Annotated in this window: 19 protein-coding genes; 6 read left to right on the top strand and 13 right to left on the bottom strand. The window is 57.2% G+C overall.

Going from position 1 to position 24,590, the window contains the following annotated elements:
- Window positions 1–2 precede the first annotated feature (2 nt).
- The 3 genes from K0I63_RS17655 to K0I63_RS17645 form a co-directional block, all read right to left on the bottom strand.
- The gene (locus K0I63_RS17655; protein WP_220072418.1) at window positions 3–731 is read right to left on the bottom strand and encodes a response regulator transcription factor; all 729 of its coding nucleotides are present in this window, start codon (window positions 729–731) and stop codon (window positions 3–5) included.
- A gap of 97 nt (window positions 732–828) precedes the next feature.
- Window positions 829–1,563 carry a spondin domain-containing protein gene (locus tag K0I63_RS17650; RefSeq protein ID WP_220083493.1) on the bottom strand — a complete coding sequence of 245 codons (735 nt, stop codon included), beginning with the start codon at window positions 1,561–1,563 and terminating at the stop codon, window positions 829–831.
- A gap of 9 nt (window positions 1,564–1,572) precedes the next feature.
- Window positions 1,573–2,274: a spondin domain-containing protein gene (locus tag K0I63_RS17645; RefSeq protein WP_220081880.1), complete on the bottom strand. Its 702-nt coding sequence runs from the start codon at window positions 2,272–2,274 to the stop codon at window positions 1,573–1,575.
- Between the two features lie 323 nt (window positions 2,275–2,597).
- Between K0I63_RS17645 and K0I63_RS17640 the strand changes: the two genes are divergently transcribed.
- Window positions 2,598–5,171 (top strand): sensor domain-containing protein, encoded by a 2,574-nt coding sequence (locus K0I63_RS17640; protein WP_220081879.1) that lies wholly within the window; start codon window positions 2,598–2,600, stop codon window positions 5,169–5,171.
- A gap of 89 nt (window positions 5,172–5,260) precedes the next feature.
- Window positions 5,261–6,067: an SDR family oxidoreductase gene (locus K0I63_RS17635; protein ID WP_220081878.1), complete on the top strand. Its 807-nt coding sequence runs from the start codon at window positions 5,261–5,263 to the stop codon at window positions 6,065–6,067.
- Between the two features lie 111 nt (window positions 6,068–6,178).
- Here the strand turns inward: K0I63_RS17635 and K0I63_RS17630 are convergent, their stop codons facing one another.
- The 3 genes from K0I63_RS17630 to purH all read right to left on the bottom strand — a co-directional run bounded on the left by K0I63_RS17630 (window position 6,179) and on the right by purH (window position 12,412).
- The gene (locus K0I63_RS17630; protein ID WP_220081877.1) at window positions 6,179–9,181 is read right to left on the bottom strand and encodes a hypothetical protein; all 3,003 of its coding nucleotides are present in this window, start codon (window positions 9,179–9,181) and stop codon (window positions 6,179–6,181) included.
- Window positions 9,182–9,469: 288 nt separating this feature from the next.
- Window positions 9,470–10,771 (bottom strand): phosphoribosylamine--glycine ligase, encoded by a 1,302-nt coding sequence (purD, locus tag K0I63_RS17625; RefSeq protein ID WP_220081876.1) that lies wholly within the window; start codon window positions 10,769–10,771, stop codon window positions 9,470–9,472.
- 51 nt (window positions 10,772–10,822) lie between these two features.
- Window positions 10,823–12,412, bottom strand: coding sequence for a bifunctional phosphoribosylaminoimidazolecarboxamide formyltransferase/IMP cyclohydrolase (gene purH, locus K0I63_RS17620; protein WP_220081875.1), 1,590 nt, complete (start codon window positions 12,410–12,412; stop codon window positions 10,823–10,825).
- A 298-nt stretch (window positions 12,413–12,710) separates the two neighbouring features.
- Here purH and zntR point away from each other — a divergent pair, with 298 nt between their 5' ends.
- Together zntR and K0I63_RS17610 are read left to right on the top strand one after the other, a co-directional pair.
- Complete coding sequence (gene zntR / locus K0I63_RS17615) at window positions 12,711–13,187, top strand: Zn(2+)-responsive transcriptional regulator (RefSeq protein ID WP_220081874.1); 477 nt, start codon at window positions 12,711–12,713, stop codon at window positions 13,185–13,187.
- A gap of 3 nt (window positions 13,188–13,190) precedes the next feature.
- Window positions 13,191–14,621, top strand: a complete 1,431-nt coding sequence (locus K0I63_RS17610) for an SO_0444 family Cu/Zn efflux transporter (RefSeq protein ID WP_220081873.1) — start codon at window positions 13,191–13,193, stop codon at window positions 14,619–14,621.
- A 101-nt stretch (window positions 14,622–14,722) separates the two neighbouring features.
- Here the strand turns inward: K0I63_RS17610 and K0I63_RS17605 are convergent, their stop codons facing one another.
- From K0I63_RS17605 to K0I63_RS17595, 3 genes are all read right to left on the bottom strand, one after another.
- Window positions 14,723–15,754, bottom strand: a complete 1,032-nt coding sequence (locus K0I63_RS17605) for a DUF4382 domain-containing protein (protein ID WP_220081872.1) — start codon at window positions 15,752–15,754, stop codon at window positions 14,723–14,725.
- Window positions 15,755–16,146: 392 nt separating this feature from the next.
- The gene (locus K0I63_RS17600; RefSeq protein WP_011867204.1) at window positions 16,147–16,872 is read right to left on the bottom strand and encodes a YebC/PmpR family DNA-binding transcriptional regulator; all 726 of its coding nucleotides are present in this window, start codon (window positions 16,870–16,872) and stop codon (window positions 16,147–16,149) included.
- Between the two features lie 108 nt (window positions 16,873–16,980).
- Window positions 16,981–17,916, bottom strand: coding sequence for a LysR family transcriptional regulator (locus K0I63_RS17595; RefSeq protein WP_220081871.1), 936 nt, complete (start codon window positions 17,914–17,916; stop codon window positions 16,981–16,983).
- 110 nt (window positions 17,917–18,026) lie between these two features.
- On the opposite strand from K0I63_RS17595, the gene K0I63_RS17590 reads away from it, so the two are divergent.
- Window positions 18,027–19,103, top strand: coding sequence for an HlyD family secretion protein (locus K0I63_RS17590; protein WP_220081870.1), 1,077 nt, complete (start codon window positions 18,027–18,029; stop codon window positions 19,101–19,103).
- The gene (locus K0I63_RS17585) at window positions 19,100–20,716 is read left to right on the top strand and encodes a DHA2 family efflux MFS transporter permease subunit (protein ID WP_220081869.1); all 1,617 of its coding nucleotides are present in this window, start codon (window positions 19,100–19,102) and stop codon (window positions 20,714–20,716) included. Before K0I63_RS17590 ends, K0I63_RS17585 begins: the two co-directional genes overlap by 4 nt.
- 46 nt (window positions 20,717–20,762) lie before the next feature.
- Here the strand turns inward: K0I63_RS17585 and K0I63_RS17580 are convergent, their stop codons facing one another.
- The 4 genes from K0I63_RS17580 to K0I63_RS17565 all read right to left on the bottom strand — a co-directional run bounded on the left by K0I63_RS17580 (window position 20,763) and on the right by K0I63_RS17565 (window position 24,490).
- Window positions 20,763–21,233, bottom strand: a complete 471-nt coding sequence (locus tag K0I63_RS17580; RefSeq protein ID WP_258406902.1) for a nitrous oxide reductase accessory protein NosL — start codon at window positions 21,231–21,233, stop codon at window positions 20,763–20,765.
- Between the two features lie 80 nt (window positions 21,234–21,313).
- Window positions 21,314–22,132: an ABC transporter permease gene (locus tag K0I63_RS17575; RefSeq protein ID WP_220081868.1), complete on the bottom strand. Its 819-nt coding sequence runs from the start codon at window positions 22,130–22,132 to the stop codon at window positions 21,314–21,316.
- Window positions 22,129–23,097 (bottom strand): ABC transporter ATP-binding protein, encoded by a 969-nt coding sequence (locus K0I63_RS17570; protein WP_220081867.1) that lies wholly within the window; start codon window positions 23,095–23,097, stop codon window positions 22,129–22,131. The genes K0I63_RS17575 and K0I63_RS17570 overlap by 4 nt, the downstream gene beginning before the upstream one ends.
- 4 nt (window positions 23,098–23,101) lie before the next feature.
- Window positions 23,102–24,490 (bottom strand): nitrous oxide reductase family maturation protein NosD, encoded by a 1,389-nt coding sequence (locus K0I63_RS17565; RefSeq protein ID WP_220083491.1) that lies wholly within the window; start codon window positions 24,488–24,490, stop codon window positions 23,102–23,104.
- Window positions 24,491–24,590 lie beyond the last annotated feature (100 nt).

Raw genomic sequence — 24,590 nt, 5'->3', positions numbered from 1 at the left:
GGCTAGTGCGCCGCCGGTGGGGCGAACTTATAGCCCACGCCCCATACCGTCTGCACCAGTTCGTTGCTGCTGGGGCAGCAGGCCAGCTTGGCCCTGAGACGATTGATGTGGCTGTTGACCGTGTGCTCATAACCCGCATAGGAGTATCCCCACACGGCTTCCAGCAGCTGCATGCGGCTGAATACCTGACGTGGATGTTGGGCCAGGTAGTAGAGGAGATCGAACTCCCTGGCTGTGAGAGCCAGGGGCTGGTTGGCGGCGGTGACCTCACGCGTCTTGCTGTCGATCACCAGTTCGTCAAAGGTGAGGGCATACTGGTCGGCGGCCTGCTGAGCGGAGCGTCTGAGCAGCGCCTTGACCCTGGCCCTGAGCTCCAACACGCTGAAGGGTTTGACCAGATAGTCGTCGGCGCCGGACTCCAGCCCGAGGACGATATCCGCCTCGCTGTCTCTGGCGGTGATCATCATGCAGGGCAGGCTCTTTCCCTCCTGACGCAGCTGCTGGCACAGGGTCAGGCCATCGCCGTCGCTCAGCATGCGATCCAGCAGCAGGAGATCGAAACACTTGCTGCGCAGCTGTTGCCTGGCTTGGTTCAGAGTGCTGACCTGGGTCACCTCATGTTGCAGAGATTCCAGGTTGAGACGGATCAGGCGGGCGAGGTCTGGCTCATCCTCGACCAGCAAGATTCGGCGCCCTTCACCTAGCGTCCTGTCACCGTTTATCACAGACATAACAAACTCCCTCTAGTTGGCCTACATCCAGTAGACCCAGCCCAGAGGGAATTTATTTCGTCGATGCTAAATTAAGCTGGTCAGGTAACCTGGCTGACTAGCGGGTGCGCTGAATGGTTACCTTGAGCACAGGGTTGTCGAACCTGTGACTGGCTTTGAGCACAGAGTCGCTCAGGCCATCGTCCTGGCTGATCACCCCTGGGTGCAGGTGCACACGATCCACATCATCGCGGGCCGCATTAAAGCCTTCACCGCCATCCGCCGGCCCTGGGATGCTCCCCTTGAGCTCGCTGTTGGCCTCTGTGCCAGCGTCATAGGCGGGGGTGTAGAAGCTCTGGGTTTCATCCATTGCCATCTGGCTGACATCAATGGCGTCAAGCCCGCTGAAGGCGTCGTTGGTGTTGACCAGCATGGTCAGCAGCGACAGGGAGGCAGTTGCCGCCTCAGTTTGGGTCAGGGTCAGGGTCAGGCTTTCACTCGCCCCGGGAGGGAGTATGCCTGCGCCGCTAACGACCATATTGATGCCGTCCATCTCGGCGCTATAGCCCGACTGATCGCCGCCCTCGGCCAGTTGCTCCAGCGCCAGGCTGGCAGGCTCGCCATTATTCCAGGCATGATAGCCGTTGGAGGTTGCCAACAGCGCCAGGGGCGACATAGGTTGATTCGCCGTCAGGTTGGTCACCGTCAGGGTAAAGCTACGCTCCACGGGTGGTGCCGGCGGCTCTGGCATATTCGTATCATGGTCGTTGTCTGAGCAGGCGCTGAGCATCAACCCTACAGTGAGTGCCGCCGCCGTTAAGGGGAGGCCATTCTTGAGCTGTTGCAGTTTCATCATGGCCTCCTACTTAACTGTGATGGTGACGCGGGCGACCGGATTGAGCCAGCGGTGGACCCGACTGTCGAGATCGCTCATGCCGCCAGCAGGATCTGTGTCACCCAGAATGCCGGGGTGGATATGCACCTTGTCGTTGGGGCTGGTGTCGGCCACGCCGCTAGCATTGCTGCCGCCATCACCGCCCGGCGCCGCAGGGATCCCCGGCACACCTGGCATGCCGCCGCCATTAATGATCTCATCGTTAGCCTCGGTGCCGGCATCATAGGCGTTGAGGTTCAGGGTATAGGTGCCGGGCGTGGTTGGGATCTCCCAGCCGTCCAGGCCGACGAAGGCGTCGTTGGTAGGCAGTATCATGGCGACCAAGGACAGATGAGTCATCGCCTGGGAGTCAAAGCTAATGCTGGTGACATTCTGCCCCGGTGCCATCAGGCCGGCGGCCGGGTTAGACAGGGTGACGCCACTGGCGCCGTCTACCATGGCCGCGAGGTCGGCGATATCACCTCCTTCGGCCATCTTCTGCAGTGCGCTGGTGGCAGGTTCGCCTGCCTGGAACAGATGCATCTGAGCATCATGGGCGGCGATGAGGACTGGGGTGAAATGATTGCCATGGGTGAGGTTGCTGATGCTGATGGTGAGTTCGGCAGCGCTGATTGGGGTGGCGACTAAACCGGCTAACAATAGGCCGGCGCTGATTTTGCGTAGGGTCATGGGTGTTCTCCTGATTGACATGATCGATTCCTAGCTTCAAGCATGGCGTTCGGAGTTCACTTAAGTATCGCCAAATTATCACAAAAGCTTCACAACTCACGTTTGGCGGTGAACTGGCTCCCAATTTGTCCTTAGAATTACCGTTCAATCGTCAATTCCTGCGCTAAGTCAATGCAGCGGCCATTCGCCGAAGGCAGGCTATTGGCTAGTTTTGCAACGGGCAGTCGCCCGGCGGTTTAAACCCTAGGGCAAATAGGGTATTTTCCTCGCCGATTCGAACTTAGCCCCAAAACGCGACACCGATAGGATGGCTCAGAGACAAGATGCGCATTAGCAAGAAAATTGTGGTTTTTGTGGCCGGCTTCTGCCTGCCCGCCATCATGGCCATCTCCTATGGGTTAAATGCCTGGTATGAACTGCGCCTGAGCGATCTTCGCCAGGAGATGAGTCAGCGTGCGCAGCAGAATATCGCCCACCATCTCGAGGAAGATCTGGGGCAGTTTGAGATGCTGGCCCAGCTCTACGGCGTGCCCATGGCGCTCTTGCCTGTAGAGCAGCGTCAGACCCTGTCGGCGACCTGGCATGCCATGGCCCTGTCTGCCCATGTCAGCCTCTTCGGCGTTGAGGAAGATGGCATTCGCGCTTTTGCAGAGCCCAGCCCGGAAACCCTGGCTTTGGATCTCGATGCGCTCTGGCCCAAACTCCTGACTCTGGATGGCGTTCGCACCGGTTTTCTGCTCCAGGGAAAGCAGGGTTTTCTGGCCTGCGTGATCCCTCTGTCTGATAACAGGCGCCTGCTGATGGTGCGCCGGGTCGACAATCAATTATTCGAACACTATCAAGCTTATTCGTCGCTGGCAGGACTGAGGCTCGCGACCACCACGCCTAGCCTGCTGGCGCAGACATCGCCACAGCGGGTGACCCTGGAGGTCCCCAGCCTGCTCGGCGACCATTCGCTGCTCTTGGATATCGAGCTGACACAGAGAGACAGCCTGGTGCAGAGCGGCCCGGCGACCCTGGTCTATCTCATAGGTGGCATCAGCCTGTTGCTGTTGTTGCTGGGCTACCTCTGGCTGCGCCATGGGGTGGTCGATCCCCTCAAGCAGCTATTGCGTCAGCTCTCGCGGGTAGATCCGACGGCGAAGACCTATCAACCGATCCGAGCCAAGGGCACCTCAGAATTTATGGTGATCTCCGAGCAGGTCAACAGCTTGCTGGCGCGTATCTTCCAGCAGAAGGAGCGCTCCAAGATCACCCTCGAGGCGATTGCCGAGGCAGTGATCCTTACCGATAGCTGGGCCAAGGTGATTTATCTTAATCCCCAGGCGGAGCGGCTGCTCAAGGTGAAGGCCGAATCTGCGGTGGGGATGAATCTGGACAAGGTGTTTCGCAGCGAGCCCGAGCTGAATCAGTCGCTGTTTGCCTTCATGGCGAGCGGCACGCCGACGCCCATGCTGAGCAAGGTCAAGTTTACCAGCCATACGCCCAGGCTGATGGAGCGCAGCATCAGCAACCTCAAGGGGCCGAACAACAAGATAATCGGCACCGTGATCGTGCTGCGGGACATCACCCAGGAGGAGCTGCTCAAGCATCAGCTCAGACGTAGGGCAAACTTCGATAATGTCACCGGCCTACTCAACCGCTGCGCCTTCGAGGAGCGATTACAAGCCTTTGCCGAAGATGCCCAGACCCTGGCGATCTGCTATTTCGACTTGGAGCAGTTTAAGCTGATCAACGACTCCTGCGGTCACAACGCCGGCGATGCCATGTTGAAGATGGTGGCCAAGGCGATTCAGGCCAGCCTGGAGGGGCAGGGCTTGCTTGCTCGCCTGGGTGGTGATGAGTTTGGCCTAGCGCTGAAAGACTTAGAGGTGGTGGCGCTGGCTCAGCAGGTGAAACAGATCATCAATGCCGTCGGTAAACAGGTGATGGAGCATCACGGCTGTCATTATCATGTGGGGATCAGCGCCGGGGTGGCACTGGCCAGAGCGCCCTACATTAATGCGCTGGAGCTGCTCAAAGATGCCGATATCGCCTGTATCGCCGCCAAGCGCAAGGGCAGCAATCAGGTGCATTTTTATGATGATAAGGACAAGGAACTCACCTATCAGCGTAATGCTCCAAAGTGGGCGGTGCGTATCGCCCAGGCGATAGAACACAACGAGCTGCTGCTCTACTATCAGCCAATCAAGGCGCTGGGGCTACAGGGCAAGCAGCGGATGGAAGTGCTGCTGAGGATCCAGGAACCCTGTGGGCGTATCCTGGCACCGGCGCAGTTTATCGCTGCGGCGGAACGCTTTAAGCTGATGACAGATGTGGATAAAGAGGTGATACGTAAGACCTTCCTCTGGCTTTCCCTGCACGAGGAGCTGTGGGCGGATCATTGCCTGTCTATCAACCTCTCGGCCAACAGCCTAGGGGCCGAGGGCATGGTGGACTATATCATCGCCCAGCTAAAACGATTCGCCATCCCAAGTCAGTGCATCTGTTTTGAGATCACCGAGACCAGCGCGATTCAGAATCGTAACCGGGCGATGGAGATGCTCAATCAGCTGAAGAAACAGGGCTTCTCCTTCGCCCTGGACGATTTCGGTACCGGCTTTGCGTCATACGGCTACCTGCGGGAGCTGCCGGTGAACTATGTGAAGATCGACGGCTGCTTCATCAAGTCGCTTGCCAGCAATGCCAAGGACTACGCCATCGTCAAATCGATACACGATGTCTGCCGCGTGATGGGCATAGAGACGGTGGCCGAGTTTGTGGAGAATCAGGAGATCATCGACAGGCTAGAGTCGATCGGCATCAACTATGCCCAGGGCTATGCCATCGGCCGCCCCAAGAGCTTGGATCAATACCTCACAACACCGACCGACAATGTGCATCGCCTGATGGCCTAACCCCATAATCGACCCGTTTTAAGGCTTGTACTTTGGGCTTAAGTGTGTGAATTTGTGGCTTATCCATCCATTCACACCTTAGGTTTTCGATGCAAACTTTAGCCGACAAGGTCGTTATCATCACGGGTGCCTCCGAGGGAATTGGCCGAGCCTTGGCCAAGGCAATGGCGCCCCTGGGTTGTCGCCTGGTGCTCACCGCCCGCAGTCAGGGGCGACTGCACTCCCTGCAGGAGGAGCTCTCGTCCATCGCCAGCGTGCCGCCCTTAGTGATCCCTGCCGATGTCACTGACGCCAACGCCTGCCAAGGCCTCATCGATGCCTGTGTGGCCCATTTCGGTCGCCTGGATATTCTGGTCAACAATGCCGGCATGACCATGTGGTCGCGCTTCGATGAACTCGAAGACCTCTCTATTCTCGAGCGTGTGATGCAGGTTAACTACCTGGCCCCGGCCATGCTGACCCATTTTGCTCTGCCGCACCTCAAGGCCAGTCGTGGTCAGATAGTGGTGGTGGCCTCGGTGGCAGGACTCACCGGTGTGCCTACCCGCAGCGGTTACAGCGCCTCTAAGCATGCGGTGATGGGTTTCTTCGACTCGCTGCGTATCGAGCTGGTGGAACATGATGTGGCCGTCACCCATATCTGTCCCGATTTCGTGGTGTCTGAGATCCATAAACGGGCGCTGGACGGTAAGGGGAAGCCGTTGGGCAAGAGCCCTATGCAAGAGGCTAAGATCATCACCGCCGAGCAGTGCGCCCAGATGATGCTGCCGGCCATTGCCGGGCGCAAGCGGCTGCTAATCACCTCGACGCGGGGCCGTTTGGGTCGCTGGTTTAAGATCATCGCCCCAGGCCTTATCGACAAGATCGCCCGCAAGGCGATCGCCTCGGGGCATTGATTAGATTCGCTAAGGACTGTCCTAGCTCCTAATGTCTCAGGTAAAAGCAGAAGAGGAATAAAAAAGCCCAGTCTAAACTGGGCTTTTTTTGTGTAAGGAGTAAAGTCGAGCTTACTTCTTGGTGATATCCAGGTTGATCAGCCACCAGGCTCTGGCCTGAATGTCACCCGCCTCGACCATGTCGCCGCTGCGATATGGCTTGGCAAAATGAGTCACCACGATAGGCTTGAGGGTCTTAAAACGTCCTGGATTAACGAACCAGGCGTTGTAAGGATCCTCGTCATGCATGCTGACGCTAACCTCGGAGCTGACCGGCTGGCTCAGGCCTGGGCAGGTGTAACGGCTGTCAGATGCGATTGGATAGGCGACTCGGCTGCCATCACTACACAGGCTGGTGTTTTGCAGCCTCAGGGTGATAAAGGTACAGCCCTTGTAATTGTCCGGGTCGGTACACACCTGTGTCAGCATAGTGGTATAGCCACCACTCAGTTCATCGTCGCCATCCTTGCTGATGGCATCGCCACGTCCACCTATGGCGGTGAAGTAGGAGACATCGCCCGCGGCAACCTCTGCCGGTGAGACGAGCTGCAGTTCGCTGCCATCGAAGGTCAGGCTGGCTTCTTCGCCAAGGCCTGGCTCGATATCCTTGAGGAATAGCTTGTAGTTCAGGCTGGTGCTCTGATAATTGTTGCCGCCATCGTCGGTGACTATGATGTCGAAGTAGTCGTTATCGCCAGAACGCGGATAGGCATGCAGGGTGAGTTCGCCCGTCGAGGTGAGCTCGGCATACTCGGGAGATACCTGCAGACCGAAGGCATAGGTGAGGTTACCAAAGGCGTTGGTAAACTCTGGCGGTAACACCTTGCGGTCCGGGTAGTAGACCACTGATTGAGTGATCTCATCCAGGCTGAGGCCGGGGTGAGCCGCCTTGGCCACGCTGACGTTGAAGTCGCGCAGGGTGCGCTCGTAGTTACGGCTCTGCTCGATCACAGTCACCTTAGCCGTGCCGGCCGCCAGCACCGTCATCTCACCTGTCGTCTCGTTCAGGCTAACTACCTTGCTGGACGAAAGATCTGCATAGTAGCTGATCTCGCTGTCGATGCCGCGACCGCTGACGCCAGGTGCCTTGAGCTTGGTGCCAGCACTGTATACCGCGCTGATCAACTCGCTTGAGAGTGCCAGTTCAGGGTTTTCGCTGCCCTTGTCGATCACCACATTTAGCTCGGCCTTCTGCGATAGATGACCGGCATCGCCGCTGTCTGTCACTATGTAGGTGACGCTGCCGGCGTTCTTAACCGTCAGGGTCTTGTTGGCTAGGTCGACGCTGACCACATCACTCTGACCGCTATGTAGCTTCAGACTCAGGCTGCCGACGACGCCCGACATGGGGATAGCGATCGTCTTGCCCGGCGCATACTGACTGCGCACGGACGATATTTGCAGGCTACCGTATAGCGGCGCCACATCGACGAAGAAACGGCTGCTGGCGGGATTATAAAAGTCATTGCCTGCATCGGTTGCTGTGATCCAGCCTCGGCCTGCGCCGACGATAGTGATCGCCTTGGTATCGGCATCCTGGCTGAAGACGCCGTCGCCGCCATTGTCTACCTGGTAGTTGACCTGGCCCTGATTATGGCTAGGTTGAGGGACGAAGGGCGCGTTAGCGGCAAAGTCCACACGGCTATTTTCCACGACGAACAGGCTGTTATCCTGCTTGGCGATGGTAACAGTGAACTGCTGCGCTTGCGCCGTCCACAGCTCGCCGCCATCATCCTTAACTAGCACCGCTACAGTGCCTGGCTTCAACACCTGCATCTGGCCGGTTGTGGTGTCCAGTGTGACCACATCGGTGGCGCTGCTAGCGGTCAGGCTGTAGCTCAGCTTGCCCTTGGCACCGACAACTTGCGGCGTCAGGGTTTGATTGGCCTGATATTGGGTATCGATATCGATTGCCTGCAGTGAGCCGGCGATCATGGCCTCGACCTTGACCTTGAAGGTGCGAGTCGCGCTCAGGTAGTTGTGGTTACCGGCGTCGGTTACCTCGACCTCTGTCTCGCCGACACCCTGGAAGCTAAACTCACCCTGCTCGGCATCTGTGATGCTGATGACATCCTCGGCCGCGCCCGCCTTGATGGCGTAATGTAGATTACCCTGGACGCCGGTGACATTGAAGCTCGCCGTCTTATCGGCGTCGAAACGTGTGGTGACATCGCTTACCTTGAAGGCCAGGTTCTGCGCCTTGTCGATCTGAACGCTAAAGCGTTGAACTGGCACCTGAGTATGGTTGGCCGGCGCGACTTGCTGCACCTCAACCTGGGTCTCACCGGCGCCAAGTATGTTCATCGCCCCTGTGGTGGGGTGTACCTGAACGACCTGAGTATCGGCGCCTGCGACCAGTTGGTAGTGGGCCTCTGTGGTGGGCGTGCCGCTGTAGACGGGCAGTAGCTTACCGCCAAAGATCAGTGGCTTGCCTGTGATATTCTGATAAGTAGCAAAGGCGGTCTCGGCAGGCGAGATGTTGATCTGAAACTCACGCGAGTCGGCCTGGAAGTTACGGCCGCCATCGTCTTTGGCCAGCAGTTTGACGCTGCCGCTGCCTTGCACAGTGATCTTACCCTGGGCGTCGACTGTCACCACGTTTGCAGGCTGACCCTCGGCCAGCATCAGGCTGAGGCTGCCTTTGACACCACTGATGCTAGGAGTGAGCTGGGCACCGGAGACATAGTCCTGGCTGATATCGTTAGTCAGTAGCGGCGTGCGCGGTGCCTTATTGATGCTGATACTAAAACGTTGGCTGACCGGCTTGGTCTGGCTGTTGCCGCTATCTGTGGCGATCAGTTCTGTGGTGCCGGCATTGAGGATAGCGAGATACTGCTTGTCGGCAGAGATCTTGACTACATCGGCTGGGGCGCCGTTAACCAATTGGTAGCTGATGCTGCCTAACTTGCCCGTGATGGCCGGGGTGAGGCGCTGATCTGGCGCATAGGTTTGCACCAGTTCCTGAATTTGAATGCCAGGGTGCGCTAGTTTTTCGGCTTGCGGTGCAGGACTGTCCGAGTCGCCTCCGCCACAAGCGGTGAGTAAAAGGGTGAACAACAGGATGAAGTATCTCATTAAGCCTCCAGCTTAAAAAACAGAGGCGGCGAGTATACAGATGTGAATATTCTGCTGCAATATGAGGGTAAAATATTGAATTATGCTAATATTGTGGTTTTTATTGTATGGAAATAATGTATTCAGGCTATTTTTAATACATGATTCGGGATTCGCAGTTAACTTATTGAGTCGTATAAAAAAGCACCTAATACCCTTATGGAGTATAGGTGCTTTTATGCGATTTTATTGCATGAAAACTGAGCGTGACTTAGATCTCAACTTTCCATGAATATCCCTTTATGGGTATTAGGCTTGCTCGTTTTCCCGGGCGATGGCGCGATAGGCGATATCGGTACGGAAATAGACGTCATCCCAGTGGATCTCGTTGACCAGTTGATAGGCACGCTGCTGCGCCTGAGTCACATCTTGGCCCAGGGCGGTGGCACACAAGACGCGGCCGCCGTTGGTAACCACATGGCCATCCTTCATGCTGGTGCCTGCATGGAATACCTTGGCATCATCGCCGCCCAGGCTGAGTCCCTCAATCACATCGTGTTTGCGATAGGCATCTGGGTAGCCACCGGCAGCCATCACCACGCCTACGGCGGCGCGGCTGTCGAACTCGGCGGTCACCTTGTCCAGCTCGCCACGGGTGGCGGCCAGGCAGAGCTCGACCAGATCTGACTGAAGGCGCATCATGATAGGCTGAGTCTCAGGGTCGCCGAAGCGGCAGTTGTATTCCAGTACCTTGGCGCTGCCATCTGGCGCAATCATCAGACCGGCGTAGAGGAAACCTGTGTAGACATTACCTTCAGCAGCCATGCCATCTACGGTTGGACGAATGACGTTTTCAACGGTCCAGTCGTGAACCGCCTGAGTGACCACTGGAGCAGGAGAGTAGGCGCCCATGCCGCCCGTGTTTGGGCCGTTGTCGCCATTGTCTCTGGCCTTATGGTCCTGACTGCTGGCCATGGCCAGAATATTCTTGCCATCGACCATGACGATGAAGCTGGCTTCTTCGCCCTTGAGGAACTCCTCGATCACCACGCGAGAACCCGCCTCGCCAAACTTGTTACCGGCCAGCATATCTTCGATAGCCGCATCGGCCTCGCCCTGATCCTGAGCGATGATCACCCCTTTACCCGCCGCCAGGCCGTCGGCCTTGATGACGATAGGGAAGCCAGTGTTGGCGGTGACTTCGGTAACGTAAGCCTTGGCAGGCTCGATCTCGGTGAAGTTCGAGTAGGCCGCCGTCGGAATGTTGTGACGGGCCAGGAAGTCCTTGGTGAACGCCTTAGAAGACTCTAACTGCGCCGCACCTTGGGTTGGACCGAAGATAGGTAGCTTAGCTTCGTTGAAGGCATCGACCACGCCCAATGACAGCGGCACTTCCGGGCCGACGATAGTCAGTTCGATCGCCTGCTCCTTGGCAAAGCTCACCAGCTCAGAGATGGCTTCGACGGCAATCGAAACGTTCTCAAGCTTAGGCTCCAGCGCTGTGCCGGCGTTGCCTGGCGCCACGAAGACTTTCTCGACCAGAGGTGACTTGGCGGCCTTCCAGGCCAGGGCGTGTTCGCGTCCGCCGCTACCTATTACTAATACGTTCATGCTATATCCTTAAAACGGCGCCCGGGCTTGTGACCCAGGCGCGAAAGCAAATTAATGACGGAAGTGACGCATGCCGGTGAAGACCATGGCCATGCCATGCTCGTCGGCGGCTGCGATGATCTCTTCATCGCGAATCGAACCGCCCGGCTGGATGATGCAGCTGATACCGGCGGCCGCCGCGGCGTCGATGCCATCGCGGAACGGGAAGAAGGCATCGGATGCCATGACAGAACCTACGACTTCCAGATTCTCATCGGCAGCCTTGATACCGGCCACCTTGGCGCTGTAGACGCGACTCATCTGGCCGGCGCCCACGCCGATTGTCATGCTGTCTTTGGCGTAGACGATGGCGTTAGACTTAACGAACTTGGCCACCTTCCAGCAGAACATAAGATCTTTCATCTCGGCTTCGGTAGGCTGACGCTTGGTCACTACCTTGATGTCGCTCATCTCGACCATGCCTTGGTCTCTGTCTTGGATCAGCAGGCCGCCGTTGACGCGCTTGTAGTCCAGGCTACGGGTCTTGCTAGCCCATTGACCACACTCCAGCAGACGAACGTTGGCCTTGGCCGCTACCACGTCGCGTGCCGCCTGGCTAACGACTGGTGCGATGATCACCTCGACAAACTGACGCTCGACGATGGCACTGGCAGTCTCTGCATCTAACTCACCGTTGAAGGCGATGATACCGCCGAAGGCTGAGGTTGGGTCGGTCTGGTAGGCGCGGTTGTAGGCCTCTAGCAGATCCTTGCCGATGGCTACGCCACAAGGGTTGGCGTGCTTGACGATAACACAGGCCGGCTCGCTGAACTCTTTGACGCATTCCAGCGCCGCATCGGTATCGGCGATGTTGTTGTAAGACAGTGCCTTACCCTGTAGCTGAGTCGCGCTGGCAACCGAGGCTTCGTCTATGTTGAGGTCTACATAGAAGGCGGCGCTCTGGTGGCTGTTTTCGCCGTAACGCAGATCTTGCTTCTTCACCAACTGAGTGTTGTAAGTGCGTGGGAACTTAGAATCCTGGTGGCATTCGTCTTGGCTGTGAGCCGGTACCATGGTGCCGAAGTAGTTGGCGATCATGCCATCGTAGGCGGCCGTGTGTTCGAAGGCGGCGATAGCCAGATCGAAACGTGTCTCCAGCGTGGTGCTGCCCTGGTTGGCCTGCATCTCTTGGATCACGCGATCATAGTCTTTGGCGTTAACGACAATGGTGGTGTCTTTGTGGTTCTTCGCGGTAGAGCGCACCATGGTTGGGCCGCCGATGTCGATGTTTTCCACGGCGTCGGCCAGGGTGCAGCCTTCTTTGGCCACAGTCTCGGCAAAGGGGTAGAGGTTAACGGCAACCAGATCGATAGGCTTAATGGCGTTCTGTTCCATCACTATCTCATCGATACCGCGACGGCCGAGGATGCCGCCGTGCACTTTAGGGTGCAGGGTCTTTACGCGGCCGTCCATGATCTCAGGATGGCCCGTGTAGTCAGAGACTTCAATGACAGGCACACCGTTGTCTGCTAGCAGACGGGCGGTGCCGCCGGTAGATAGCAGTTCAACACCTTGAGCGTGCAGGGCTTGTGCAAACTCCAGGATTCCGGTTTTATCAGAAACGCTTAACAGCGCGCGACGAATAGGTCTGGCATTCTTCATTTTAGGTACAGGGTCCAGTGGTTATTTTAAGGATCTTTCGGAAAACAGAACAGTTAGTGCTTGCTAACCATAAGCGTATTGCTTTCCAAAAGCCCCTCAAATAGTCGACTCCCCATCGCGGCGCGCGTATTTTACCGTAAAACTGTGTGCCATGCTGTTTTTTTCTGTGCGATTTCACAATACGCCATGGCGAACAAGCAACAGATTGTAATTTACGGCAGAATAACCCTTGACCTTAGATTTAACTCTAAGGTTTATACTGGCACTATCGCAATGAAAAAGGCGCCCTGGAGGCAAGATGTTTCGTATTGGAGAGTTAGCCAAACAGTGTGAGGTCAAGGCCGATACCCTGCGTTTCTATGAGAAACATGGCCTGTTGTCGCCGTCGACGCGCAGCGACTCGGGTTATCGCCTCTACACAGAACAGGACGCCGAGCGTCTGCGCTTCATTCTGCGGGCCAAGGCGGTGGGCTTCACCCTGTCGGAGATCACCGAGCTGTTATCTATCGATCTGGACAAGTCCAACTGGGCCTGCGCCGACGTGAAGGGGATGGTGGATATCAAGCTGGCCAATGTGGAAGAGAAGATCGCCGAGCTGAACCATTTTCGCGTCTCTCTGCAGCGGTTATCCGATGCCTGTTGTGGCGGGCCGGAGAGCGCCGAACACTGCTCTATCCTGGAGGCGCTTGAGTCTAACGTCGAGGTGAAGTGTGAGAATCACAGCCATGATCACGGCGAAACCGAATATAAAACCAGTTGTAAGCTAAAGGGTTAACCTATGTTGTTATCTAATTTTATCGATCTTTTTCTCGATTCCGCGCCCTGGCTGCTGCTGGGCCTGGTGCTTGCCGGTATGTTGAAGATGTTTGTGCCCATGACCTGGATGCAGAAACAGCTGGGCGGTCACGGGGTGAAGACCACTATCAAGGCCGCCGTGTTAGGCGCGCCCCTGCCGCTTTGTTCCTGCGGGGTGATCCCTGCCGCCGTCGGCCTGCGCCGCTCGGGCGCCTCTAAGGCTGCCACAACCTCATTTTTGGTGTCGACCCCTGAGACGGGCATCGATTCTGTGAGTGTCTCCTATGTGCTGCTCGGCCCCTTCATGGCGGTTGTCAGACCCATAGCCGCGGTCACCAGCGCCATTGTTGCCGGGCTGCTGGTGGGACGTGACGATGATGAAGCCAAGGCGGAGGAAGTGGCTCATTCGGCCGGTTCTAAACGAGATGAGGCAGACAAGGCTGAGGCGAGCAGCTGCTGTAGCAGTAAACCTGCTCAAAAGTCGCTCGAAAAGGCTGAGTCATCGAGCTGCTGTGGTGACAAGCCGAGTGCACCTGTGCGTATGACGGCGGATGTCTCGCCCATGATGATGCGCCCCGTGAGCTCAGATGCCATTCTCAAGCAAGAAGCCTTGGTTAAGCCAGTGGCTTTGGTTAAACCTGAGGCGGTTAAGTCCGCGAGCGGTGCATGCTGTGCCAGCAAGGCGGCGCCGGAGCCGGTCAGCTCATGTTGTAGCAGTAAGCAAGAGGTGAAGGCGGCGAGCTCATGCTGTTCGAGCGCTAAGGCCGATAATCAGAGTGCTGCCCAGGGCGAGAGTTGCTGTGAATCGACCAAAGATGTCGCCAGTGAGCTCAAGGGCACTTCGGTGCTGGCGCGCATGGGTAAGGGCCTGCACTATGCGGCGACTGATCTGGTGCGTGACACCACAGTCTGGCTGCTGATTGGTCTCTTCTTCGCGGCCCTGGTGCAGACCTATGTGCCGGGAGATTTCATGGCCAAGTGGGGTGATGGCATCTTGGCTATGCTGGTGATGGTGCTGATCTCTGTGCCCATGTATATCTGCGCTACGGCATCGACGCCGATTGCCGCGGGTCTGTTGCTGGCAGGGGTATCGCCAGGTGCCGTGCTGGTCTTCATGCTGGCGGGTCCGGCAACTAATATCGCAACCCTGGGTGTGGTAACCAAGGAGCTGGGGAAACGTGCCCTCTATGGCTACCTGGGTGGCGTCTTGGGTGTGGCCTTGGTAGCGGGCGTCCTGGTGAACTATCTGGTGGCGACCTTTGGTTTTGAGGTGATGCCTCAGGTGGGTGAGCAGCATAACCTGTTGCCTTCCCTGGTAGTAAATGCCTCGGGGATCATACTGGCGATTTTGATGTTCAAAGTTTTGTTGGCCAAGCTGCCGAAGAACTGGTGGCGCCGGGATTGCTGCTCTTAATATTGAGATAGCGCATTTAGCCAATAAAAAAGGCACTCATGAGAGTGCCTTTTTGCTGTCTGTAAATTAATTACTCACAAACAAATGCTTAGTCCAAGGGCTTATGGCGCAGGTACTTCGGCAGCATTGAAGTCACGCTCTGTGGTAGTGCCTTGGGTAACGGTCACGTCCTGCTCATCCACGTGGATGAAGAAAGGCATTTCGACATCCTGTGGGCTATTGGCCACATCTGGATCGTCATTTTGTGCCAGACAGGTGTAGCCCAGGCTGTAGTTAGCGGCGGCGACGAAGCCAAACTCATACTCGTAACCCACCACGGCTTCTGTCTCGTCGGTGACAGGGTTGACGCGGGCAGAGGCGATAGGTGCCACTTGCGGCTCGGTGATGTCGGCCTCTAGGCGGAAGTCCAGCATGTTCTCCAGCGCGGTCGCCGTTGGGTAGAGGTAGACGGCCGGGCTGAACTCTGAACCACCGGCGGCGGCTTCACAGTCTGCCATCACGCTGGCGTCGACCATGCCGTGAATGGCGCCGACTTCGGCGTTGTTAACCAGCTGTACCGACGTTGGCTTAAGGGTCCAGTAGTCCTTGTTGCCGTGGGGGCCCTGCAGGCCTTGAGAGAGGTTAAACTCGGCGACGAAGTTGTTTACGCCGGCCGCAATGGTGAAGGCCTTGTTGAAGAAGAGACGACCCGTGCCTTCCTCTTCGGCGCCTACGCCGCCACAGCTACCGTTGCTGTTGGTGACCAGACCCGCGTCCATGTCATCCATGGTTTTCACGTAAGAGCTGTTGGTGTCGGCCACTTCGCTGTTTTGCATATAGATACACATCTGGTATTCGCCGACCGGAATAGACTGGCCGCTCACCAGCGTCTCGACCTCCTGGCCTTGTACCGTCAGCAGGTCAACGTGTTTCAGCTCGCCGTTTTCTGAGACGTCGAATGACAGGGAGCCATCGCTACCTTTGAGTACGACCTGTTTGAAGGCGATATTCACGACTTTAGCGTCGGCAGGGTTGTCCGATACTCCCAGGCTGAAGACACCCGTCTTAGGGGTTTCAGGTGTGTCATCGCTGCCACCACAGGCGGCGAGCACACTGGTGAGTGCTATGGCGATAATCGATTTTGAATACTTCATAGGTTACCTGTTTATCATCTTGGTTAATCAAGGTGGCCAAGGTCGCGATGCCCTAAGGGGAGGCAGCGAGTCTCGGCGCGGTTGATTCTTGCTTTTGCTTTTATAAGTGGAGCTATAAGGATAGGCGAACAGACGCCCAAGTCCACCGAAAACAGGGCTAAAAGGTGCACTATGAATAAAGTTTAATTGCCAGGGTGGTGAGCACTTACTCTAAACGCCAAGGCCTTGGCGAGAGTCAAAAAACTTACGGGAAAATCACGGTAGGGTTGGCTAAAAAAAGAGCGATTCATCAATAGGTTCGACGAATCGCTCTAGGTGTTTTTTCGACCAGATTGGCTGGTCGAAGAGGCATTAATTCGGTTTCTGCGTATGCGAAAAACGAGTGCGTTAAATTAGGCCTTGATGTCGGCGTTGTGGTAGACGTTTTGTACGTCGTCACAATCTTCCAGTGCGGCCTGGAATTTTTCGAACTGAGCGATCACTTCCGGGTCGGTGAGTTCTGTCATGGTCTGTGGTACGAAGGCGATCTCTTCCACTTCCAGTTCTGTCTCAGGGAAGGCTTCGTTCAGGGCTGTCTTGGCCTTGTAGAACTCAGTGTTTGGCGCGAACACGCTGATGATGCCATCTTCTACCTCGATGTCGGCCACATCGACGTCGGCCATCATCAGGGCTTCCAGTACGGCTTCTTCATCTTCGCCCTTGAAGGCAAATACCGCTTGATGATCGAACATGTGGCCAACTGTGCCTGGGCTACCCAGCTTGGCGTCGTTCTTCACGAAGGCCTGACGTACCTCGGTAAAGGTACGCTTGCCGTTGTCGGTCAGACAGTCGACGATCACCATGGTGCCGCCTGGACCAAAGCCTTCGTAACGCGCCGTTTCATAGTCTTCACCGCCGCCGCCTCTGGCTTTCTCTAGGGCGCGTTCGATGACATGAGCAGGAACCTGATCTTTCTTAGCCTTGGTGATCATGTGGCGCAGTGCCAGGTTGCCGTCAGGATCGAAGCCACCGTTCTTTGCGCAAACATAGAGTTCTTTGCCGTAGCGAGAGTAGAGTCTCGTCTTTTGCCCAGCCGTTTTGGCCATAGATTCTTTGCGGTTCTGGTATGCTCTTCCCATCTTGCGATATCTCTTTAAGCGAAAAAAATTGGCCCAATGTTAGCAGCTTTGTCGACGATTTTGCAGACTCCGCTGCTTATTTTGTCAAAACTGTGGCGCGGCAACTCCCTAACGCTGGGGCGGGGTGATGAAATCTGGGATCTCCAGTATCTCGCCGGGCCTGCGGTCGAACAGCGACAGATAGATATACTCGATGAAGGCGCGATACTTGCGCGGCAGGTAGGCGCGGCGGGGAAAGCTCAGGGTGATGGCGGTCTGCGCCATGGGGAAGTCGGTCAACAGGGGGATAAGATGCCCCTCTTCGATGGCGGCCTGGGCCACCAGGGTCGGCGCCGTGGCGATCCCCAATCCTTCGATGGCGGCCTCACGAGCCAGGGTGACATTGTTGACCGTCAGCTGGGCCTCGGGCTCTATGGTGATCCACTGCTGACCATCGAACAATGTCCAGCCACCGTCGATGTGGGTCGATTTGAGGCGAATTGCCTTGTGGTCGATCAGATCCTGCGGCGTGGCCGGTGTGCCGTGGCGGGCCAGATAGTCTGGGCTGGCCACCAAGGATTTGTCTGTGTTGAGCACACGGTAAGATTGCAGCCGCGAGTCGCGCACATCTGAGACCTGAAACAGAATATCTATTCCTTCCTCTATCATGTCGACCTTACGGTTGGTCAGCTCGGCGTCCAGGGTCATCTCGGGATGCGCCTCGAGAAAGCGGGCGAAGATGCGGCCGAAGAACAGCTGCCCCAGCTCTATCGGGCAGACGATCTTAAGGTTGCCCTTGATGGTCTCCTGGCTGGCGCTGAGCTGGTCTTCGGCGCTCTGCAGATCCATCAAAATCCGCTGGATCTTGTTGTAATAGATGCTCCCCGCCTCGGTAAGCTTGAGGGCGCGGGTGGTGCGGTACAAGAGCTGCACCCCGGTATCAGTCTCCAGCTCGGCAATCTTACGGCTCACCGTCGCCTTGGTGAGTCCCATCGCCTTGGCGGCCGAAGTGAAGCTGCCTTTGTCCACCACTTGGGCAAACATCTGAATACGATTCAAATCCATCTATTGTTACACCTGTGAAACAGTTGGTAATTTTTTAACTGACTAATAAACATTATAAGACAGTAGTAAACTATCAAATACTAATCAAGGTGTTTATCCGTGGGGATTGGATGTCAAAACGTCGCATATTTATCGTGCTACCGCTGCTGTTGTTGGCTGTGGTAGTTGGAGGCTACTACTGGTGGAGTCAGGTTCGATTTATCGAATCGACTGACAACGCCTATGTAGAGGCCGATATCTCTAATATCAGTGTCAAGGTGCCGGGTTATGTGGTGACCGCTAAGGTGACAGATAACCAGCATGTGGAGCAGGGGCAGCTGTTGGCCGAGCTGGAGTCGAACCAGTACCGCGCCAAGGTGAGCCAGAGTCAGGCGAGCCTGGAGAGCAGTCAGGCAGAGCTGCAGACCCTGTCGGCCAAGGTGACGCTGCAACAGGCCATCATACGTCAGGCGGCCGCCGGTGTGGCTAGCGCCGAGGCGGAGAAGATCCGCGCCGAGCAGCAGCTCAAACGCACCACCAAGCTAAAGCACAGAGATTACAGCTCACAAGATGAGGTGGATCAGGCGACTGCCGCCTTCGATTCGGCCGTGGGCCATCTGGATGAGGCCAAGGCGGCCCTGGTGGCCAAGCAGGCTGAGCTGGCTGTGCTGAATGCCCAGCTGAATCAGAGTCAGTCCCAGGTGGCACAGGCCAAGGCCGGCCTTGAGCTGGCAGAGATCCAGCTGGCCGATACCCAGATTAGAGCCCCCTTCTCCGGGGTGATTGGCAAGCGCGGCGCCCTGACTGGTCAGTATGTGCAGCCGGGGCAGTCGCTCTACAGTTTGGTGCCGGATGGTGCGGTGTGGATCACCGCCAACTTCAAGGAGACCCAGATTCAGCATATGCAGCCTGGGCAGTTGGTTCAGGTTCATCTCGACGCGTTTCCCGACCAGAGCTTTACTGGTGTGATCGATAGCCTGGCACCCGCCTCTGGCGCCAAATTCAGCCTGTTGCCGGCGGAAAACGCCACCGGTAACTTCACCAAGATAGTGCAGCGTATTCCGGTGCGGATCCGTTTGGATCTGGATGATCAGACCAACATAGTTCCCGGCCTCAGCGCCGTGGTGAAGGTGGATACCCGAGGCGCGCCGAAAGACACAGTGATCGCCAGCAATCGTAAGCAGGTTTCGGTTAAGGCCACCCAATGAGCAGCGTGAGTGTCGCCCAAGAGAGTCCTGCCGAGATAGCAGAGCAAGTCGTTCCTCCCCAGGCGACTAAGCCCCAGGGCTATGAGCGCGGCAGCTTTCGCTCCTGGGTCGCCGTGTTTGCCGGCCTGCTGGGCGCCTTCATGGCGATCCTGGATATTCAGATCACCAACGCCTCGATGAAGGAGATCCAGGGCAGCCTGGGCGCGACGTTGGAGGAGGGGTCCTGGATAGCCACCGCCTACCTGGTGGCCGAGATGATTGCCATCCCGCTATCGGGCTGGCTGAGTCAGGGGTTGTCGGTGAGACGTTATCTGCTGTGGACCACGGCGGCCTTCATCTTGGCTTCGTTTCTCTGTTCGCTGGCCTGGAACCTGGAGGCGATGATCGCCTTTCGCGCCCTGCAGGGCTTCTTCGGTGGCGCACTGATCCCGCTGGCCTTTCGACTCATCCTGGAGCTGCTACCCGAGGAGAAACGCGCCACGGGCATGGCGCTGTTTGGCGTCACCGCCACCTTCGCGCCATCTATCGGCCCCACCCTGGGCGGCTGGCTCACCGAGCAGTTTAGCTGGCACTATCTCTTCTATATCAATATTCCCCCCGGGCTGCTGGTGATGGCCATGTTGGCCTATGGTTTGAGGCCACAGGCTATCGACTGGGACAAGCTGAAGAATGCCGATTATTCCGGCATAGTCACCATGGCGCTGGGCATGGGTTGCCTCGAGGTGGTGCTGGAGGAGGGCAATCGTAAGGATTGGTTTGGCTCAGAGCTGATCCAGAACCTGGCGATCGTCGCCGCCATCAACATAGCCCTGTTTGTCTTTATTCAGCTGCGAAAGTCGTCGCCGCTGGTGAACCTCAGGTTGCTGGGGCAACGTGATTTCGCCCTGTCGACCCTGGCCTATTTTCTGCTGGGGATGGCGCTGTTCTCGGCCATCTATATGATCCCCCTCTATCTGTCGCAGATCCATAACTATAGTCCGCTGGAGATCGGCGAGGTGATCATGTGGATGGGCTTTCCTCAGCTGCTGGTGCTGCCGCTGGTGCCGAGATTGCTGCAAAGATTTGACGGGCGATACCTGGCCGCCTTCGGCTTTAGCATGTTTGCCCTGAGCTACTACATGAACAGCCACATGACGCTGGATTTTGCCGGCGAGCAGATGATCGCGGCGCAGGTGGTCAGGGCCCTTGGTCAGCCCTTCATCTTGGTGCCCATCGGCATCATTGCGACCATGCATATCAGCGCGCAGCAGACACCCTCGGCCTCGACCGTACTCAATGTGATCCGTAATCTCGGCGGCGCCTTCGGTATCGCCCTGGTGGCTACCCTGATCGACAATCAGTCGCGCACCCATCTGGCGGACATGAAACAGACGGTGGCGGCGGTGAGTGGCCAGGCCTATCAATATCTGCAGCAGACCAGTCAGCTGTTTGTGCAGGCAGGCTCGGATCCCGTAACCGCCCAGGCGCAGGCCAAGGCCATGTTGGCCAAGACCATGACCCAGCAGGCCTACATTCAGGCCTACAACGATGTGTTTCTGATCATCTCAGTGCTGCTGATGCTGGCCGTGGTGGCCGTGCTGATGATCCGTAAGCCTAAGCCCGACGCCGCCTAGTGGTTAGCACTTTGCCTGCTAGAGCTAGAGCTAGAGCATAGAGAGGCTAGAGCATGGCGAGACTGATCTGCCCGAAGGGGTAAACCTGGCCGCCAAACTCGGCGGCAAAGGCCTCGGCATCCTCCCGATCACCAAAGCTGGCTAGGGTCTTGCCCATGGCGCCTGGCTGGCTCGAACCCACCACATACCAGGCCTGTCTGGCGTCGATGAAGTGGCTGTCCTGCGGCGCTTGCCAGGGGCTTTTAGCCATGTCGTGCACATAGATCTCTTTGACTTGCTTGCGGTACTCGGGGTCCAGCAGGAAGCTAAACAGATCCCGGGTGGAGCAGAACTTCTTCACCGTCTCTTCTGTCTTGAGATAGAGCTCCCCCTTGGGGCCGGGGAAGTTACCGATCAACATGCCGCACAGGTGACACTCGTCGCCGTGCTCCAAGGTCACCGCCTCACGAATAGCGTTATGCTCACTCTCTTGCCCGCAGGCGCTCAGCCCCAGCAGGAGGAGGCTGACGAGACCCATGAAAAGTGGCGAATTGGTAAGCTTGGTTTGGCGCATTCTGGTTTGGTGCATTTGGGTTTGGCGTATTTGGGTTTGGCGCATTAGAGTGTCTTCCTGTTAAAGATGAGGGCGGCTAAAGAGAGCGGGGCGAATACCCAGGCCAGTAGCAGCGAGAATAGGCCGTCGACCGACATGCTGCTGTTGATGGCCACCGCCAGCACACCGTTGACATCCTTGGTATCCAGGCTGGCCAGATTCACCAGGCGGAAGAGATCCGCCGGATTGAGCATCATCAGCTGCACCAGCTGTTGCTGACTCAGCCCCTCCTCTATGCCCACCAATACCGCCAGCAGGGCGAGGTCGAACACCAATACGAAGAAGAACCAGAGCATCAGCGCCAGCCCAGCGGCCTTTGACTTTTCACTCACCGACAGGCTGATCACATAGGCGATGCTGATAAAACAGAGGCCGAGCAAGATGGCCGTGGCGATGAAGAGGCCGAAGCTCTGCAGCACGGCGCTGGCGTCAGACTGGCTGGCCAGTAGCACAGCGGCGCTACCGAAGCCCAGGCTGGTGGCCAGTGCCATGATGGCACCCTGGCCGACAAACTTGCCCAGCAAGAGCTGGGTGTGGCTGATGGGGTAGGTGAGCAGCAAGAGCAGGGTGCCGGCCTCTTGCTCGCCGACGAAGCTGTCGTAGGCCAGCAGCAGGGCGATCAGCGGGATCAGAAACACCGCCAGGCTCGACAGGCTGGCGATGGTGGATGACAGCGATGCCGTGCCCAGCTGCCCCGAGGCGACCGAGCCATAGTAGCTTAGTCCCAGGGAGAGCACGGCGAAGATGAGGGTGATGGAGATCAGCCAGCGATTACGTAGCCCGTCCTGAAACTCCTTGATGGCGACGGCGAGAATGGCATTCATTGTATCTGCCCTCCTTGATGGCTAATCTCTATTTCGTTGTCCCCTTTATGCGCCGTACCTGGGCGCTGGCCCAGATAGTGCTGATAGACACGTTCCAGATCCGCCGGTTCGACACGAATATCCCCCAGCTGATCCAGTTTTACCAGCTGACGTATGATGGCGAGCTTCTCCTGTTCGGGCACCAGCAGCTGATCTGGGGCGATGAGATAGGGAGTGAAGCGGGCATCCTGTTTCAGGGCGCCGTTGAGACCCTGAGTCTTGATGGCGACGGGTAGCTGGGCCTGCTGTCTGAGCTCGCTCAGGCTGCCCTTGGCCAGCAGGCGACCGCCTGAGATGATCAGCGCGCGGTCGATATGCTGCTCGACGCCCGGCAGCACATGGGAGCAGAGTATGATGCTGGCCCCCTCGCTCTTGAGCTTATCGACGCTGGCGTAAAACTCCTGGGTGGCGATGGGATCCAGCCCCACGGTCGGTTCATCCAGCAGCAGCAACTTGGGGCTGCCGAGGAAGGCCTGAGCCAGTCCTAGGCGCTGACGCATCCCCTTAGAGTAGGTCTTTACCTGACGATCCATGGCGTGGGTGAGGCCTACCTGCTCCAGCAGCTGTTCGATCGCCTGTTTAGGCACAGACTTGAGCCGGGCGAAGTAGCGCAGTACCTCGCGGCCGGTGAGCTGATCGTAGAAGCTGACATTTTCCGGCAGGTAGCCGACCTGCTTGCGCGCCTCGAAGGCCTGCTTGGAGAGGGGGTCCTGGCCGAATACCTTTACCTGACCGTCCGAGGCCGGGATGATCCCCAGGATCAGTTTCATTATGGTGGTCTTGCCCGCGCCGTTGTGGCCGAACAGCCCCATGACTTCGCCGGGAAAGAGTTCGAAGTCGATACGTTCGAGGGCCGTTACCTTGGCATAGCGCTTGGCGACGCCGCTCAGGGAGACGATGGGCCTTGAAGGGGAAGATGCTTGCATTGTGTCACTCTGCCTCATTGATTACTGCCTGCTGGCCAGCCAGAGGTGGCGCCTGCATGAGTGGAAAACTGTCTTTGACGCCCACGGGTTTGAGCACTGGAAACTGGGTCTGAATCCAGCGCAGGATTAGCACCGCCGGACTGTCCAGCAGCATCTTGGCCTCAGGGTATTGCCAGATCAGCTTGTCGATGCCGTCGTTGGGTTCGAAGGGGCGATCGCCGAAGCCGTCGTTGTCGAGATCCCAGCCCAGGTAGTTGCTCCAGAAGTTGCCTCTGCCGTCCAGGCTCCATTCGGCCTGACGGTTGGCCACATATTTGACCTGCACCGGATTGTTGATGAAGCTGTTGCCAAATACCTTGGTGTGCTCCGAGCCTGCGGTGAGGTGGATGCCGATCTCGGCGGTGTCGATCAGGTTGTTATTGATGCTGTTGTAGGCCGAGTTATAGACAAACAGCCCTTTGCCCTCACGGCCCAGCACCTTGTTTTCCGGCTTGGTCCAGACCCGGTAGATGCGGTTATGGCTGATCTCCGAGTAGGTGATGAAGTTCATCAGGAAGCCGTAGTCCTGGCTGTCGCGGCTCTCGTTGCCGCTCACGGTGAGCTGGCGTGAACTCATCAGGGCATAACCGGCGCGGGTGTCGTAGGCTAGGTTGTCCTGCACGCGATTACTGTGGGAATACATGTAGTGGATCCCGTAGCGCAGGTTATGCATGGTATTGTTTTTAATCGTGTTGTGTTGGCTGGAGATGATGTAGATGCCGTCGCGGGTCTGGCTGACCTCGTTGTCGCTGACTTCGACGTTCTGCACTATGGAGAGCTGAATGCCGTTGCCTCTGTCGGCGGAGCGCAGCGCCGGATTGCCCTGAATGCGGTTATGGTGAACCTTGATCTCCTTGCCTTTTTGCAGCCAGATACCGAAGCCGTCGCCCTGTAGGCGGTTCTCTCTGATGACGAGTTCGCTGGCGCTCTGATCCGAATAGATACCGGCATCCTGGGCGGTGAGATCGTCGCCCCAGTTGACTATCTTGAGTCTCTCTATGGTGACCTTGGAGCTTTGCAGCAGCAGGGCATTGCCCTTGCCTTGGGCGTCTATGATGCTGGTATAGTCATCGGCGCCAGTGAGGCGTATCTCCTGTTTGATGACGAAGTTGCCAAGGTAGCGACCCGGCTGCAGCTGAATATCGTCTCCCGCCTGGGCGCTATCCAGCACCTGCTGCAGGTCTTGCTCTGGACTCACCTCGATATAGGCGGCCTGGCCAGGCTGACTGAAAAAGAGCAGGCTGAAAGAGAGCAGGCTGAAAGAGAGTAGGCTTGGTGCAATCAAGCCACAGAACTGCACAATCTGTAGGCCGCAGCGCACCAGGCCATGAGCTAGCCTAAGCCTCAATGCCATGGAGGTGAGACCGGGGTTGGTGGTGGATCTGTTTGGCTTGTGGTTCAAGGTCAGTTACACCTCTGGTGTCTGTCGTTTTGGTTGCTATCGTTTTCGTGCT

Source organism: Shewanella rhizosphaerae (genome assembly GCF_019457655.1).
Taxonomy (GTDB): Bacteria; Pseudomonadota; Gammaproteobacteria; order Enterobacterales; family Shewanellaceae; genus Shewanella; species Shewanella loihica.
Note: the sequence above shows the minus strand (reverse complement) of the source record. Positions and strands in the feature narration are given on the sequence as shown.

What these genes read in the sequence shown, in the direction of transcription:
- K0I63_RS17585 (WP_220081869.1), top strand. Translation starts at nt 19,100, where the DNA reads ATGAGCAGCGTGAGTGTCGCCCAAGAGAGTCCTGCCGAGATAGCAGAG.
- K0I63_RS17565 (WP_220083491.1), bottom strand. Translation starts at nt 24,490, where the DNA reads ATGGCATTGAGGCTTAGGCTAGCTCATGGCCTGGTGCGCTGCGGCCTA.
- K0I63_RS17630 (WP_220081877.1), bottom strand. Translation starts at nt 9,181, where the DNA reads ATGAGATACTTCATCCTGTTGTTCACCCTTTTACTCACCGCTTGTGGC.
- purH (WP_220081875.1), bottom strand. Translation starts at nt 12,412, where the DNA reads ATGAAGAATGCCAGACCTATTCGTCGCGCGCTGTTAAGCGTTTCTGAT.
- K0I63_RS17610 (WP_220081873.1), top strand. Translation starts at nt 13,191, where the DNA reads ATGTTGTTATCTAATTTTATCGATCTTTTTCTCGATTCCGCGCCCTGG.
- K0I63_RS17600 (WP_011867204.1), bottom strand. Translation starts at nt 16,872, where the DNA reads ATGGGAAGAGCATACCAGAACCGCAAAGAATCTATGGCCAAAACGGCT.
- K0I63_RS17605 (WP_220081872.1), bottom strand. Translation starts at nt 15,754, where the DNA reads ATGAAGTATTCAAAATCGATTATCGCCATAGCACTCACCAGTGTGCTC.
- purD (WP_220081876.1), bottom strand. Translation starts at nt 10,771, where the DNA reads ATGAACGTATTAGTAATAGGTAGCGGCGGACGCGAACACGCCCTGGCC.
- K0I63_RS17645 (WP_220081880.1), bottom strand. Translation starts at nt 2,274, where the DNA reads ATGACCCTACGCAAAATCAGCGCCGGCCTATTGTTAGCCGGTTTAGTC.
- K0I63_RS17580 (WP_258406902.1), bottom strand. Translation starts at nt 21,233, where the DNA reads ATGGGTCTCGTCAGCCTCCTCCTGCTGGGGCTGAGCGCCTGCGGGCAA.
- K0I63_RS17595 (WP_220081871.1), bottom strand. Translation starts at nt 17,916, where the DNA reads ATGGATTTGAATCGTATTCAGATGTTTGCCCAAGTGGTGGACAAAGGC.
- K0I63_RS17650 (WP_220083493.1), bottom strand. Translation starts at nt 1,563, where the DNA reads ATGAAACTGCAACAGCTCAAGAATGGCCTCCCCTTAACGGCGGCGGCA.
- zntR (WP_220081874.1), top strand. Translation starts at nt 12,711, where the DNA reads ATGTTTCGTATTGGAGAGTTAGCCAAACAGTGTGAGGTCAAGGCCGAT.
- K0I63_RS17570 (WP_220081867.1), bottom strand. Translation starts at nt 23,097, where the DNA reads ATGCAAGCATCTTCCCCTTCAAGGCCCATCGTCTCCCTGAGCGGCGTC.
- K0I63_RS17575 (WP_220081868.1), bottom strand. Translation starts at nt 22,132, where the DNA reads ATGAATGCCATTCTCGCCGTCGCCATCAAGGAGTTTCAGGACGGGCTA.
- K0I63_RS17640 (WP_220081879.1), top strand. Translation starts at nt 2,598, where the DNA reads ATGCGCATTAGCAAGAAAATTGTGGTTTTTGTGGCCGGCTTCTGCCTG.
- K0I63_RS17635 (WP_220081878.1), top strand. Translation starts at nt 5,261, where the DNA reads ATGCAAACTTTAGCCGACAAGGTCGTTATCATCACGGGTGCCTCCGAG.
- K0I63_RS17590 (WP_220081870.1), top strand. Translation starts at nt 18,027, where the DNA reads ATGTCAAAACGTCGCATATTTATCGTGCTACCGCTGCTGTTGTTGGCT.
- K0I63_RS17655 (WP_220072418.1), bottom strand. Translation starts at nt 731, where the DNA reads ATGTCTGTGATAAACGGTGACAGGACGCTAGGTGAAGGGCGCCGAATC.